This is a genomic window from Helicobacter pylori, assembly GCF_006440215.1.
Classification (GTDB): Bacteria; Campylobacterota; Campylobacteria; order Campylobacterales; family Helicobacteraceae; genus Helicobacter; species Helicobacter pylori_CS.
On sequence record NZ_VEZH01000007.1, the window covers coordinates 59,427 to 73,665 of the forward strand.

Sequence of the window (14,239 nt, forward strand, 5' to 3'; positions counted from 1 at the left end):
CCCTTTGTGCAAAAATCGTTTTACAAGAAGAAAGGAAAGAAATGGAAATACAACAAACACACCGCAAAATCAATCGCCCTCTGGTTTCTCTCGCTTTAGTAGGAGCGTTGGTCAGCATCACACCGCAACAAAGTCATGCCGCCTTTTTCACAACCGTGATCATTCCAGCCATTGTTGGGGGTATCGCTACAGGCACCGCTGTAGGAACGGTCTCAGGGCTTCTTGGCTGGGGGCTCAAACAAGCCGAAGAAGCCAATAAAACCCCGGATAAACCCGAAAAAGTTTGGCGCATTCAAGCAGGCAGAGGCTTTAATGGATTCCCTAACAAGGAATACGACTTATACAAATCCCTTTTATCCAGTAAGATTGATGGAGGTTGGGATTGGGGGAATGCCGCTAGGCATTATTGGGTCAAAGGCGGGCAATGGAATAAGCTTGAAGTGGATATGAAAGACGCTGTAGGGACTTATAAGCTCTCAGGGCTAAGAAACTACACCGGTGGGGATTTAGATGTCAATATGCAAAAAGCCACTTTACGCTTGGGCCAATTCAATGGCAATTCTTTTACAAGCTATAAGGATAGCGCCGATCGCACCACGAGAGTGGATTTCAACGCTAAAAATATCTTAATTGATAATTTTTTAGAAATCAATAATCGTGTGGGTTCTGGAGCCGGGAGGAAAGCCAGCTCTACGGTTTTAACTTTGCAAGCTTCAGAAGGGATCACTAGCGATAAAAACGCAGAAATTTCTCTTTATGATGGCGCCACGCTCAATTTGGCTTCAAACAGCGTTAAATTAATGGGTAATGTGTGGATGGGCCGTTTGCAATACGTGGGAGCGTATTTGGCCCCTTCATACAGCACGATAAACACTTCAAAAGTAACAGGGGAAGTGAATTTTAACCATCTCACTGTGGGCGATAGAAACGCCGCTCAAGCAGGCATTATCGCCAGTAAAAAGACTTATATTGGCACATTGGATTTGTGGCAAAGCGCCGGGCTAAACATTATCGCCCCCCCAGAAGGCGGCTATAAGGATAAACCTAATAATACCCCTTCTCAAAGTGGCGCTAAAAACGACAAAAATGAAAGCGCTAAAAACGACAAACAAGAAAGCAGTCAAAATAATAGTAACACTCAGGTCATTAACCCACCCAATAGCGGACAAAAAACAGAAATTCAACCCACGCAAGTCATTGATGGGCCTTTTGCTGGTGCTAAAGACACGGTGGTCAATATCAACCGCATCAACACTAACGCTGATGGCACGATTAAAGTGGGAGGGTATACAGCTTCTCTTACCACCAATGCGGCTAATTTGAATATCGGCAAAGGCGGTGTCAATCTGTCCAATCAAGCGAGCGGGCGCTCTCTTTTAGTGGAAAATCTAACCGGGAATATCACCGTTGATGGGGCTTTGATGGTGAATAATCAAGTGGGCGGTTATGCTTTGGCAGGATCAAGCGCAAATTTTGAGTTTAAGGCTGGTGTGGATACCAAAAACGGCACAATCGCTTTTAATAACAATATCAGTCTGGGAAGATTTGTGAATTTAAAAGCGAGCGCTCATACGGTCAATTTTAAAGATATTGATACTGGTAATGGTGGTTTCAACACCTTAGATTTTAGTGGTGTTACAAACAAGGTCAATATCAACAAGCTCATTACAGCTTCCACTAATGTGGCCATTAAAAACTTCAACATTAATGAATTGTTGGTTAAAACTAATGGGATAAGTGTGGGGGAATACACTAATTTTAGCGAAGATATAGGCAGTCAATCGCGCATCAATACCGTGCGTTTGGAAACTGGCACTAGGTCAATCTATTCTGGCGGTGTTAAATTTAAAAGCGGTGAAAAATTGGTTATAAACGAGCTTTACTACGCCCCTTGGAATTATTTTGACGCTAGAAATATTAAAAATGTTGAAATCGCCAACAAACTTGCTTTTGGGCCTCAAGGAAGCCCTTGGGGCACGGCACAACTTATGTTTAATAATCTAACCCTAGGCCCCAATGCAGTCATGGATTATAGCCAATTTTCAAATGTAACCATTCAGGGGAATTTTATCAACAATCAAGGCACTATCAATTATTTGGTTCGAGGCGGGAATATAGAAACCTTAAGCGTAGGCAATGCAGCAGTCATGAGTTTTAATAATGATATAGATAGTGCGACTGGATTTTACAAACCGCTTATCAAAATTAACAGCGCTCAAGATCTCATTAAAAATAAAGAACATGTCTTATTGAAAGCGAAAATCATCGGTTATGAAAATGTTTCTTTAGGCACTAAAAGCATTAGTAATGTTAATCTAATAGAACAATTCAACGAGCGCCTAGCCCTTTATAACAACAATAACCGCATGGATACTTGTGTGGTGCGAAATACCGATGACATTAAAGCATGCGGGATGGCTATTGGCAATCAAGCCATGGTGAATAACCCTGACAATTACAAGTATCTTATTGGTAAGGCATGGAAAAATATAGGCATCAGTAAAACGGCTAATGGCTCTAAAATCTCTGTGCGTTATTTAGGTAATGCTACACCTGCTGAGAATGGTGGCAATACCACAAATTTACCCACAAACGCCACTAAAAATGCGCGTTTCGCTAGCTACGCTCTCATAAAGAACGCTCCTTTCGCTCATTATAGCGCCACTCCTAATTTAGTCGCTATCAATAAGCATGATTTTGGCACCATTGAAAGCGTGTTTGAATTGGCTAACCGCTCTAAAGATATTGACACGCTTTATGCCAACTCAGGCGCGCAAGGCAGGGATCTCTTACAAACCTTATTGATTGATAGCCATAATGCGGGTTATGCCAGAACAATGATTGATGCTACAAGCGCTAATGAAATCACCAAGCAATTGAATGCGGCTACTGACGCTTTAAACAACATAGCCAGTTTGGAGCATAAAACAAATGGTTTGCAAACTTTGAGCTTGAGTAATGCGATGATCTTAAATTCTCGTTTAGTCAATCTCTCTAGGAGGCACACCAACAATATTGACTCGTTCGCCAAACGCTTGCAAGCTTTAAAAGACCAAAGATTCGCTTCTTTAGAAAGCGCCGCAGAAGTGTTGTATCAATTTGCCCCTAAATATGAAAAACCCACCAATGTTTGGGCTAACGCTATTGGAGGAGCGAGCCTAAATAGCGGTGGCAACACTTCATTATATGGCACAAGTGCAGGCGTAGATGCTTACCTTAATGAGAAAGTGGAAGCCATTGTAGGCGGATTTGGAAGCTATGGTTATAGCTCTTTTAATAATCAAGCGAACTCTCTTAATTCTGGAGCCAATAACGCTAATTTTGGCGTGTATAGCCGTATCTTTGCTAACCGGCATGAATTTGATTTTGAAGCTCAAGGGGCGCTAGGGAGTGATCAATCAAGCTTGAATTTCAAAAGTGCTTTATTGCGAGATTTGAATCAAAGCTATAATTACTTAGCCTATGGCGCTGCAACAAGAGCGAGCTATGGTTATGACTTTGTGTTTTTTAGGAACGCTTTAGTGTTAAAACCAAGCGTGGGCGTGAGCTATAACCATTTAGGTTCAACCAACTTTGAAAGCAACAGCACCAATAAAACGGCTTTAAAAAATGGCGCAAGCAGTCAGCATTTATTCAACGCTAGCGCTAATGTGGAAGCGCGTTATTATTATGGGGACACTTCATACTTCTATATGAATGCTGGAGTGTTACAAGAATTTGCTAACTTTGGTTCTAGTAATGCGGTGTCTTTAAACACCTTTAAAGTGAATGCCGCTCGCAACCCTTTAAATACCCATGCGAGAGTGATGATGGGTGGGGAATTGAAATTAGCTAAAGAAGTGTTTTTGAATTTGGGCTTTGTTTATTTGCACAATTTGATTTCCAATATAGGCCATTTCGCTTCCAATTTAGGAATGAGGTATAGTTTCTAAATATTGCTCTTAAACCCATGCTTAAAGCATGGGGTGGATTTAAGAAGTGTAGATCTTTGGGACTTTGATCTCATGTTTTATTTGGTTTATCATCTCTTTCATGCTAATGTGTTATCAACAAACCAACCCCTAAGGGATTAGTCTTTAAAAAATAAACTCCACTAACGCAAACAAAAAGACTCTAGCTTTTTAAAAACCTTAAACAAAATGTATTGTATAAGAGTTTTTTTATTCAGCCTAGTGTTTAAAAATTCAAAAAAATTTCTCTTATTATTACCAAGATTCTCTATTTGGTTCTTGTAATTTTCAAATTGGTTCTTGTAATTTTCAAAAAAATCCCATGCAAAAGAGGTTTTAAAAAGTGTTTCATGCCACTTTGTAGCATAAGGTAAATGGAAATAAGAATGATTCCAAGGCTTTTCATGGCTAAAAAAGTGAACCATGCAAACATCAGATTTTTCATTAATCTTTTTTCTATAGAATAGTCGATGAGAAAAATTATACGAATCCGAGATTGGTAAAATCTTGTTGACACATACAATGTTTATTGTGTCTTGCTCTGGGCAAATCAAAGAATGATTTCTTGCAACAAAAAACTCACAAAGCTTCTCTTCTAAATTATCATCTCTCCAAAGTTTAAGATTAGCTATCATAAATCCAACATTAAAATGATTACGATAGAGAGTTATAAGTTCTTCAGTAGGCAATATGCTCTCTTCATCAAGTTCAAAATACCTAATACAATCAATACGATTCTTAAGAAATTTATCCAAACTATCCAGACCAAAGAGAGACAAGTCTTCTTTAACCATTCCAAAATACGCTCCATCCATAGGGATAAAAAAGCTCTCGCTAATATCGCCCACGAACAAGGTATCCACATCAAACATGATTATTTTTTCATATTGAGAAAAAATACTTGCTAGCAGCAAACGGCATAAAATCATTTTAGAAAAACGCTTTTTAGCGAAAGGATTGATTCTTAAGAAAAGTTGAGAAACCAATTTAAAAGGGTAAGCGTCATTCTTTGAAATATCACAAAATTCAATACCAGAAAACGCGCTAAAGGGGGCTATAGTTCGCTTTAATTTTTCTGCATTTTCAGCGGGGGGTAACAGACGCACTAATTTCCATATAAAATCCTTGAAAATGAAAATAAACAAAACATTATAACTAAAAATCCCCTATTTTCAAACTCTACAACGCATACACGACAAGCTTATTATCATGCCAGATCGCTTCTAAGGGCGTGTCATAGAGCGCGCTTAAATTGTGTGAAGTCATAGCGATTGGCGTGGAAGCTTGCAAAAAAAGTTTTTTATCTTTGAGCATGACCACATGCGTGGAGTGCCTGGCAACCAAATTCGGATCATGGATATTGACTAAAACGCTCAATTCTCGTTTTTTCATCTCGTCTTTAATCGCATCAAAAAAAAGGGCTTGGTTTTTTAGATCTAAAGCGCTCGTAGGCTCATCTAGTAACAATAAGGGCGTTCTTTGCAACAAACTTCTGGCTAAAAGCACCATTTGCCTTTGACCGCCGGAGAGATCGTTGATGCCTTGATCTTTTAAGGACTCTAAATTCAAGCGCTCTAAAACGCTAGTCGCTTCTTTAATGTGCTTAGCTTTAGGCGTAGCGAATAGATTCAAATGCGTCGCTTTCCCCATTAAGACAAAATCCAACACGCTGAAATTAAACGCATAAGATTCCACTTGGGGGATATAAGCGATCAATTTGGCTTTTTCATAAGGCTTTAAGGGTAAAATATTTTTGTTACACGCTTTAATTTCGGTTTCTTCTAAAGGTTTTAAAAGCCCTAAAAGGCATTTTAAAAGCGTGGTTTTACCCGATCCATTAGGCGCTAAAATGCTGGTAATGCTGTTTTTTGGCACGCTAAAACTCAATTTATCCAAAATGAGTTTTTGAGAATATTTAAAGGACAGGTTTTTAACTTCTAAGACCATCACACCCCCCTAGTCCTGAATAAAAGCCACAAGAAGAAAGGCGCTCCTAAAACGCTAGTCGCAATGCCTACCGGTAAATCATAGGGGGTAATGGTTTTAGCCACCACATCCGCTAAAAGCAAGAAAAACGCTCCCATTAACAAAGAGCTTAAAAGCAGTTTTTGTAAATTCGCCCCAAAAAACAACCTCGCTACATGCGGAATGACTAACCCAATCCAGCCAATCGTGCCAGACACGCTCACCGCTAAAGCGCTCGCAACGCTCACGCACACCAAACAAAGCGATCGCAACAGCACCGGATTAATGCCCAAACTCAAACTTTGCGCATCGCTCAAGCTCAATAAATTAATACGCCACCTTAACAAAAAAAGCGGGATAAAGCCTAAAGATAGCCCTATGAAAGCGATCAAGCAATCCTTATAACTGCTCAAAGACAAGCTCCCTAAAAGCCACACGACAATCGCTTGCGCTTTTTGGGGGATCACAAAGAATTTTATCGCTCCGGCTAACGCACTTAAAAACGCGCTCAACACCACCCCTGAAAGCACCAATGAAAGGACGGAATTGCCTAAAACCCTATTCATCGCTAATACAGCAAGGCTGGCTAAAATCGCCCCAAAAAACGCTAAAATCGCAATGTTAGACTCCACTACCGCTATCGCCATCGCCACGCCTAACATCGCGCCGCTAGAAATCCCTAATAAAAAAGGATCCACTAAGGGGTTTCTAAAAATCGTTTGCATCACCACCCCACTCCCAGACAAACTCGCTCCCACCAAAAGAGCTAAAATTACTCGTGGTAGTCGTATTTCTAAAATAATAATACTTAAAGAGCTCAGTTCTTCATTATGCAAAAAGTGGTTTTTCACATTAAGGCACACTTCTTGCCATTCTTCCAAACTCAAGGACTCCCCTCCAAACAACAGCACCACCACCGCTAAAATCACGCAAGCTAAGGCAATATGATAGGTTTTAAGCATCACGCTTCCTTTTAAGAACGATTAATCTGAACAAAGAATCATACCAACTGCTCGGGAGGATTCTATACAACGCCAACAACAATTGGGTTTTTAAGCCGATCAAATAGCGGGCCTTGATTTTTTGACTCATGGCAAGAAAAACGATTTTTTGCGCCACGGCTTTAGGGCTTAGGGCTTTTTGATACACGCCAGAATAAAAGCTTTTAGCCGCATCCACCTCTAAGGCATAAAGGCTGTTTTCGTTCTCAAAATTCTCAACTGAAAAAGCGGTTTTTTCCCAGTTGCTTTTCACCGGGCCTGGCTCAATCAAACACACTTGAATGTTAAAGGGTTTAAGCTCTAAACGCAAGGCATCGCTATAAGCCTCTAAGGCATGCTTACTCGCGCTGTAATGGCCTAAAAAGAGCATGCTCACGCGCCCTGCTATGGAAGAAAGATTAAAAATTTTAGAGTGGGGCTTGTTTTTTAATAAGGGCAAACAAAACTGCACCACTTCACAAAGGGCGAAAAAATTCACGCCAAATTGCTTTTTAACCTCGTCAATAGGCGTGTCTTCTACGCTCCCAAACACCCCATAACCGGCGGAATTGATCAAAACATCGCAATGATCTTCTTTAGCGCTGATGTTTAAAAACGCTTCTTTTAAAGCGTTAGAATCGCTCACATCAATATCAATGCTCTCGCATAACGCATGGTTTAACGCCACGCACAAAGTCGCATGCCTAGAGAGCGCATAGACTTTATACCCATGATCTAACAGCATTAACGCACACTCCAACCCAATCCCAGAACTCGCCCCGGTGATAATTGCCACCTTTTGGCTTTCTTTTTTCTCGCCCATTATCTAACGCCAACTCTCTTATTATTTTTGTAATTCCTCTAATATTCACTCAATATTACTTAATTTTTACTAATATATAGTTCTTGAAATGTTTTTTACAAAAGACATTTTTAACATCAATTTTAATTCAAGGAGAAACAATGCCTCACATACAATCATCGCATTCCAATCATTTTGATTTCACCCTAGACACAGCCGATTGCACTAAATTATTGATGAGCTATCTGGTCGTGCCTACAACCGCCAATTTCAACAATGTCATGCATGGGGGGGAATTATTGAATTTATTGGATAAAGTGGCTTATGTGTGCTCGGCTCGTTATTGCAAAAAAGGAACGGTCACTTTAAGCGTGGATGGGGTTACTTTTAAATACCCCATTCCTGTAGGGAATTTGCTCACTTTTTTAGCCAGCATCAATTATGTGGGCAACACCTCGTGCGAAGTGGGGATTAAGGTTTTGAGCGAAGATATTAAAACTCGTGAAATCACGCACACCAATTCATGCTATTTCACCATGGTGGCTGTGGAAAATGGCAAACCCACCCCCATGCCTAAATACGAGCCTAAAACAGAGATTGAAATCCGCCGTTATGAAGGGGCTTTGAAGCGTAAGGAAATGCGCACACGAGGGTATTTAAAAAGCGGGAAACACGAGGGTGTGTGAAGCGAAAAAAGCGTGAGCGGTGTTTTAACCCTAAATTTTACCCCTAAAAAGGGGGTAGTTGGTTTGAGCGATTTGGTTTAAGCGTTATAAATTGTGCGGGTGGATTAAAACAGCTCGCTATGACTGCCTAGTCTTACTAAAAAGAGGGTGTTTTCTTGTTTTTAATTTGATAGACAAGCAATAAATCCGGTTTTAGGTGCATTCCCTAAAATCTTTTAAAGCGCCTTTGAGTGGGTGGTCTTTGTATTTGGGAGCTAGGGGTTGCTCTGTGGCTAAATTTTCAACCACTTTATACAAAAGCTTTAAATCAAACCCATTTTTAACAAGAATTTTAAGATTCTTATCAAATTTTTTACTGGTTTCAATCGTCAGCATTTTTAAATCTTATTTATAAGTTTTCACAATGCTTCTTAAAATCCTCTATGCTTTTAAAACAAAGGTGGTTCTTGGTATCTTTAGCCCTTGCTAAGATTTCTCGCTCTTCTTCTATGGTGTATCCATTTTCGGTTAGGTTTAGCGCTTTAAATTGGAGCGCTTTTTTAATCCTTTGTTTTTGAGTTTGGATTTCTTTCAATTTTTCTAACGCTCTTTTTTGCTTGGTCTTGATAGAATTTAAAAAATTAAAAAGCTGTTTTTCGCTGTATTTTGTGTAGTCTTTTTCTGCGGTGGTGTTTGGCATGCTTATTCCTTTAAAAATATAAGATGACAAGTTCATTATAGTGCAAGCGATAGAGCGGGATTAAAAAGGCTAGAAAATTAAAACTTAAAGATTGAAAAGCGGATTGGGAAGTTAATGAAAAGATTAAAGATTAAAAAATTAAAGATCAAAAGATTAAAAAGAAGCGGATTGAAAAATCAGTGAAAAGATCAAAAGATCTTTTAGTAAAAAATTTTAAAAAAGTTTAAAAAAATAAAAGTTTTGTGAGTGAAAAATAATCGTTTTAGATTTGATTTTATTATAAAACTCATTTTATTAAAGTTTTATTTTATTTTCTTAAAAAGATAGGAAGCATTTGAAACCATTCTCCCCCTTTTAATCTCGAACTTAACCCCCCAAAAGAAGCACTTTTTTAAAAACTACCGCTTAAATTAACGCCAAGTTTTCCACTAACTAATCACTAAAAACGCTAAAAAGATTTTTTCATTTTTAAAATTATCGCTTGCTTTTGGCAAGCTCTTTTATCATTGGTTACAAAAAACGCTAAAAAGGATTTTACATCAAACCCCCCAAAAAAACAAAGTGTTTAAGAAAAGAGGGTTTAAGAAAAGAAATCTCTCAATAAGAAGCCCCCTAAAACAAAGGGTTCAAAACAAGAAACCCCCTAAAAAAAGAGGATTTAAGAGAGAGGGTTCAAAAGAAAAAAGATTTTTCATTAAAATCCCCCAAAAAAACAAAGGGTTCAAAAACGAAAGAGTTTAAAAGAAAGGCTTTAAAAAAGAAAGGCTTTAAAAAAGAAAGGCTTCAAAAAAGAAAGGCTTCAAAAAAGAGGGTTTAAAGAAAAGCCTTAAAGAAACCCCTTAAAAAGGGAGTTTCGCAAAGAGCCAAACATTAGTAAGCGAACACGTAATTCAAATACACGCTATAGAGCCTTCTGTATTTGAGTTCAGCCCCCATAAAAGAATAGTAATTGGTGTTAATGGTGGGGATTTTAAGCCCTAGTTCAATCCCATGCTGAGCCACATGATCGCTACCTTTTTTCTTAGGCCTAGCTAAATTCATCCTCACCCCCATGTTGAATAAAAATTGGAAATTAGCGGTGTTGATCTTAGCGTTATAGACATTATTCACGGTGGCTAAATTCACATACTCAGAATTAAGCCATGAAGTGCCCGCTAACGCAATCCCGCCAAAAAGCCCTACAGAAAGCTTGTTGTTCTTGCCTAAGAAATTAGTGGCTTTATCGTTGATGAAGTTATAGAGAGCGTCCGCTCCAAAACCATAAGTCCATACATCAGAAGCCGAGTTGAAGAAGCTAGACTTGATGAACGCATGGTTGTAATCAAAAAAGCCGTAATACCTAGCGCCCCATTTTCTTTTTTGCCCAAAGAATTGCTTATAACCCACCTGGATACCGATCCCATTCATCGCGCCGTTGTTGGTTTGAGAGCTGACGATGCCCATTTTCCTAAAGGGGTTACGCCCTAGTTCTTGGTTGATGGTTTGGATCTGGTTGTAAGAGTTAGGATTTAGGTAGTAATTGGTTTCTATGCCTTGCGGGCTGTAGGGGTTGTTCTTTTTACTCACCACATTTTGCAAGCTTTGTGCGTTAGGGACTTTGGAGAGCGCGGTAGTGATGCTGTTATAAGTGTTGCCCAATTCGCTGTATCTAGATTTGAAATGCACTAAAGTGTCAGCGATGTTTTCGGCTTGCTGTATTTGCTGCTCTTGAGTGCCAAAATGAGCGATGGAGTTGTTCAAATTCGTTATGGTTTGTTCCACATAGGCGCAACCGGAAGCGAAAGTTTGAGTGGTAACTGTGCCTGGAGCTGAACCTTGTGTGCCACCAGTACCAGCTGTTGAAGGGTTGTTGCATGTGGCTAAAAAGCCTATAACAAAATTTTTAAAACTCCCAGTAAGATTGCTAGGGTTAATGGTTTGCCCCACTTGATGGGCTAAATCGAGCATTTTGGCTTGCGCTTGCGCGTTAGCGAGCATGCCTTGCGCGAAGCTAGCGTCCGTGAAAGGGTTGAAAGGCTTGCCATTATTACCGCCTACCGGGGTGGATTGTTCATTGCTGTTAATCACACTCGTTTGATTAACTAGCTCTTGCGCGTCCGTGATCATCTTTTGGATCGCGCTGATTTCTTCTGAAAAAGCGCCACATATCTTCCCAGTAGTAGTAGTGAATTTTGGGGCATTAGCCTCACCACTATTATTAGCATGGAAATACGGGCATGCGGTGTTGATGGTGTTGATGAGCGTGCTCGCTTGCGCCAACAAGAATTGAGCGCTATCAGGCACCCCGTTTAATGTGTTAGTGATTTTGGTGTAGGCTGCCCCCCCATCATTTGGTTGGACGACTTCTGAACTGATCGTGGTGGTTACACTTTTGCCGTCTATGGTTTGAGTTTCCGTCTTGGTTCCGCCGTTTTGTTTGCCTACACCTGTGGTTTCTGGCGAGCAGTTATCATTCCCTTCCCCTGAGCATGTGTAGGTATAGTTTACATTGACCTTGCCGTTGTTTTCTTTGAGCGTTGGCAAGCCTTGTTTCAAAGCCGTTTGGAGGATTTGATAGGCTTCGTTAAGCTTTTTAAAATTCTCAATACTCATAGGAGCATAGTATCCAGGCTTATACCCGTTCAAATTGCAATTGATGGAAGTGGATCGATACCCTGGCTCGTTGTTGAAGATGGTGGTTGAAGAGGTGCTTTTTTGGCCATTGGCGTTACCCCCGCATTGCGTAACATAGCCTAAGACATTCCAAAACCCCACCGCCGCATTGATCGCTAAAAGCACGGCTTGATAGGCCGGAGAGGCTTTTTCGCCGATCAAATTCTTCGCGCTCGCGCCCAGATTTTCACGCACCGCATTAATCGCGCTCGGATCAGCGGACAATTTGACAAGGGTGTTTAGGGTGCTGTATCGGGTCAAAAGGTTGCTCAAGTTTTCATAATTGTCTGAAAGCTGTTGGATGCCCTTGGTGTTTTTCACCATTTGAGCGGCTTCACCGATTTGATAGCCTGCGCTCATGTAAAAGCCGTCGTCTTCAGCGCTCAAAGTGGAAACTAAAAGCGAGCCTAAAGTTAATGAAAGGATGTGTTTTTTCATGTTTTCTCCTTTTTAAATTGGATTAGTATTAGGGATTTCATACATTCATTGGACATTTGGAATGTATTTGTAGCATTATAGCATAAAAGCGTTTTTTTTTTTTTTGTCATTTTCTTAAAAATTTTGTCATTTTTTGTTTTTAATGCGTTTTGTTTCGTTTCGTAGTGTTTTGTTAAAAATCCTTTTCTTAAAGGGATAGTTTAAAAAGATAGGGGGGATTTTTTAAAAAAGATTGGTTGCGGAGAATGGATTTGAACCACTGACCTTTGGGTTATGAGCCCAACGAGCTACCGGACTGCTCTACTCCGCGCCAAAAAATAAGGAAAAATGGCTGGGGTGCAAGGATTCGAACCTCGGAATGCCAGGACCAAAACCTGGTGCCTTACCGCTTGGCGACACCCCAACAAAAAAACAACAAATATAAAATAAAAGAAGCATTATACAAAAGCTTTTTAAAAAAGTCAAGCTAAATGCTATAATTTCATCATGGAAAACGGATTTGACCCCCTCATTTACAAACGCTACCTCAAAAAGAAAGAAACCTTTTTGCTTTTTAAAAAAATCGCTCAAATGTCTGCGTTTAAAAATTTAAAACTCCAACTCAAGCGAAGAGAAGCGATCAAGCGTTATGTTTCTCAAGCTTTAGGGGATTTAAAGCATGGGTTTAGATACGCTAAAATAGAAAATCAAATCCTAAAAATCTATTTCACGCACCCTAGCTATTTGAAAGCCTTTAAAATAGAAGAAGACTATTACACCAACACCCTAAAAGCCCATTTTAAAGAAACGCAAAAAACCCTAAAAGCCTTGAATCACCCTTTTGATTTTAAGGCAATCCAGGCGGGCGTGAGAAAAAGGGCTTATCAAAAACCGGTTGTAAAAAAAGAAAAACCCCCTAGAAGCGTGGATGTCAATTGCGAAGGTTTGAGCGATTTCACTAAAAAGCAATTTTTAAAGCTCAAACGCGCTTGTAACGATAATACGCCGCGCACGCCCCCTCAGAGCTGACCATGCAACTGCCGATCGGGTTTTGTGGGGTGCAAGTTTTGGCAAATAGCGCACAATCTAGGGGCTTAGCGATGCCTTTTAAAATCTCCCCGCACTTGCATGCCTTGTTTTCTTTAGAGGCTTTGTGGCTTAAATATTCTTTAAAGACTTTTTCAGCGTCAAAAGAGGCGAATGTTTCTTTGAGTTTTAGAGCGGAATGTTTGATATTCCCCAAACCTCTCCATTCAAAATTTTCCCTAACTTCCATGCATGCATTGACTAACTCTTGCGCTTTCACATTCCCCTCATAGCTAACCGCTCTTTTATACTGGATTTCTAGTTTGGCTTCTTTTTTTAAGGCTTGTTTGATGAGCATCAGCACGCTTTCTAAGATATCCACCGGCTCAAAACCGCTCACAACAATGGGGAGTTTGAAGCGATCAATTAAAGGGGCATAGATTTGAGCGCCGCTGATCACGCTCACATGGCTAGGGGCTAAAAGAGCGTTAATTCGGCATGCTGGATCGTTTAAAATCGCGCTCACGCTGGGCGGCACTAAAATGTGGTTGATGTGGAAAAAAAGGTTATTAATTTTTTCTTTTTTGGCGTTCCATAAAACGCTAGCGCTCATGGGCGTTGTGGTCTCAAAACCGATCGCAATATAAATGACTTTTTTATGCGGGTTTTCTTTAGCGGTTTCTAAAGCTTGCATGGGCGAATACAAAAAGCGCGCATCCAGCCCCTTTTCTCTGGCTTGTATCAAACTCCCATAGCTCCCTGGGACTTTCATCATATCCCCTAAGCTTAAAATGATGCTGTCTTTGATCGTGGCGAGTTCATAAGCTTCATCAAGGCGCGCTCGTGGCATCACGCATACCGGACACCCTGGCCCATGCACAAACTCTAAATTTTCAGGCATCAAATCTAAAAGCCCGTATTTCATGAGAGAATGCGTATGCCCTCCGCACACTTCCATGATGACTAATTTTTTTTCAAGTTTGGAGGCGAGTTTTTTGATTGCATTAGAGAGCGCTAAAATGGTTTGCTTGTCTCTAAAGGGCGAAATGAGGTGATCAACGCTCATTGTTTTTATTCATGCA

Annotated in this window: 10 protein-coding genes, 2 tRNA genes and 1 pseudogene; 3 read left to right on the forward strand and 10 right to left on the reverse strand. The window is 40.1% G+C overall.

All coding sequences use genetic code 11. The features are described 5' to 3' along the window. Window positions 1-41 precede the first annotated feature (41 nt). Window positions 42-3,932 (forward strand): vacuolating cyotoxin family protein, encoded by a 3,891-nt coding sequence (locus tag FIM44_RS04535; protein ID WP_140579233.1) that lies wholly within the window; start codon window positions 42-44, stop codon window positions 3,930-3,932. 161 nt (window positions 3,933-4,093) lie between these two features. Here FIM44_RS04535 and FIM44_RS04540 read toward each other — a convergent pair whose 3' ends face one another. From FIM44_RS04540 to FIM44_RS04555, 4 genes are all read right to left on the reverse strand, one after another. Next, entirely contained in the window at window positions 4,094-5,056 is a 963-nt protein-coding gene (locus FIM44_RS04540; RefSeq protein WP_238699895.1) for a glycosyltransferase, read from the reverse strand. 73 nt (window positions 5,057-5,129) lie between these two features. After that, entirely contained in the window at window positions 5,130-5,897 is a 768-nt protein-coding gene (locus FIM44_RS04545) for an ABC transporter ATP-binding protein (protein ID WP_140579234.1), read from the reverse strand. Continuing rightward, the gene (locus FIM44_RS04550) at window positions 5,897-6,877 is read right to left on the reverse strand and encodes a FecCD family ABC transporter permease (RefSeq protein WP_000921458.1); all 981 of its coding nucleotides are present in this window, start codon (window positions 6,875-6,877) and stop codon (window positions 5,897-5,899) included. Before FIM44_RS04550 ends, FIM44_RS04545 begins: the two co-directional genes overlap by 1 nt. Then, window positions 6,870-7,718 (reverse strand): SDR family oxidoreductase, encoded by an 849-nt coding sequence (locus tag FIM44_RS04555; RefSeq protein WP_140579235.1) that lies wholly within the window; start codon window positions 7,716-7,718, stop codon window positions 6,870-6,872. The genes FIM44_RS04550 and FIM44_RS04555 overlap by 8 nt, the downstream gene beginning before the upstream one ends. Before the next feature lie 140 nt (window positions 7,719-7,858). Between FIM44_RS04555 and FIM44_RS04560 the strand changes: the two genes are divergently transcribed. Beyond that, window positions 7,859-8,383: an acyl-CoA thioesterase gene (locus FIM44_RS04560; protein WP_140579236.1), complete on the forward strand. Its 525-nt coding sequence runs from the start codon at window positions 7,859-7,861 to the stop codon at window positions 8,381-8,383. Between the two features lie 104 nt (window positions 8,384-8,487). Here the strand turns inward: FIM44_RS04560 and FIM44_RS04565 are convergent. The 5 genes and pseudogenes from FIM44_RS04565 to FIM44_RS04585 form a co-directional block, all read right to left on the reverse strand. After that, window positions 8,488-8,758, reverse strand: a pseudogene (locus tag FIM44_RS04565) (HP0892 family type II toxin-antitoxin system mRNA interferase toxin). Window positions 8,759-8,771: 13 nt separating this feature from the next. Further along, window positions 8,772-9,062: a type II toxin-antitoxin system antitoxin gene (locus FIM44_RS04570; protein WP_120926667.1), complete on the reverse strand. Its 291-nt coding sequence runs from the start codon at window positions 9,060-9,062 to the stop codon at window positions 8,772-8,774. Window positions 9,063-9,932: 870 nt separating this feature from the next. After that, window positions 9,933-12,152 carry a Hop family adhesin BabA gene (babA, locus tag FIM44_RS04575; protein ID WP_140579237.1) on the reverse strand — a complete coding sequence of 740 codons (2,220 nt, stop codon included), beginning with the start codon at window positions 12,150-12,152 and terminating at the stop codon, window positions 9,933-9,935. 233 nt (window positions 12,153-12,385) lie between these two features. Next, window positions 12,386-12,462 (reverse strand) — tRNA-Met (locus tag FIM44_RS04580). Between the two features lie 18 nt (window positions 12,463-12,480). Continuing rightward, window positions 12,481-12,555, reverse strand: a tRNA-Gln gene (locus FIM44_RS04585). 83 nt (window positions 12,556-12,638) lie between these two features. Between FIM44_RS04585 and FIM44_RS04590 the strand changes: the two genes are divergently transcribed. After that, entirely contained in the window at window positions 12,639-13,160 is a 522-nt protein-coding gene (locus FIM44_RS04590; RefSeq protein WP_140579238.1) for a hypothetical protein, read from the forward strand. Here FIM44_RS04590 and hypD read toward each other — a convergent pair. Next, window positions 13,111-14,223: a hydrogenase formation protein HypD gene (gene hypD / locus FIM44_RS04595; protein ID WP_140579239.1), complete on the reverse strand. Its 1,113-nt coding sequence runs from the start codon at window positions 14,221-14,223 to the stop codon at window positions 13,111-13,113. The two genes, FIM44_RS04590 and hypD, sit on opposite strands and share 50 nt — an antisense overlap. Between the last annotated feature and the right edge of the window lie 16 nt (window positions 14,224-14,239).

What these genes read in the sequence shown, in the direction of transcription:
- FIM44_RS04535 (WP_140579233.1), top strand. Translation starts at nt 42, where the DNA reads ATGGAAATACAACAAACACACCGCAAAATCAATCGCCCTCTGGTTTCT.
- FIM44_RS04545 (WP_140579234.1), bottom strand. Translation starts at nt 5,897, where the DNA reads ATGGTCTTAGAAGTTAAAAACCTGTCCTTTAAATATTCTCAAAAACTC.
- FIM44_RS04550 (WP_000921458.1), bottom strand. Translation starts at nt 6,877, where the DNA reads ATGCTTAAAACCTATCATATTGCCTTAGCTTGCGTGATTTTAGCGGTG.
- FIM44_RS04555 (WP_140579235.1), bottom strand. Translation starts at nt 7,718, where the DNA reads ATGGGCGAGAAAAAAGAAAGCCAAAAGGTGGCAATTATCACCGGGGCG.
- FIM44_RS04560 (WP_140579236.1), top strand. Translation starts at nt 7,859, where the DNA reads ATGCCTCACATACAATCATCGCATTCCAATCATTTTGATTTCACCCTA.
- FIM44_RS04570 (WP_120926667.1), bottom strand. Translation starts at nt 9,062, where the DNA reads ATGCCAAACACCACCGCAGAAAAAGACTACACAAAATACAGCGAAAAA.
- babA (WP_140579237.1), bottom strand. Translation starts at nt 12,152, where the DNA reads ATGAAAAAACACATCCTTTCATTAACTTTAGGCTCGCTTTTAGTTTCC.
- FIM44_RS04590 (WP_140579238.1), top strand. Translation starts at nt 12,639, where the DNA reads ATGGAAAACGGATTTGACCCCCTCATTTACAAACGCTACCTCAAAAAG.
- hypD (WP_140579239.1), bottom strand. Translation starts at nt 14,223, where the DNA reads ATGAGCGTTGATCACCTCATTTCGCCCTTTAGAGACAAGCAAACCATT.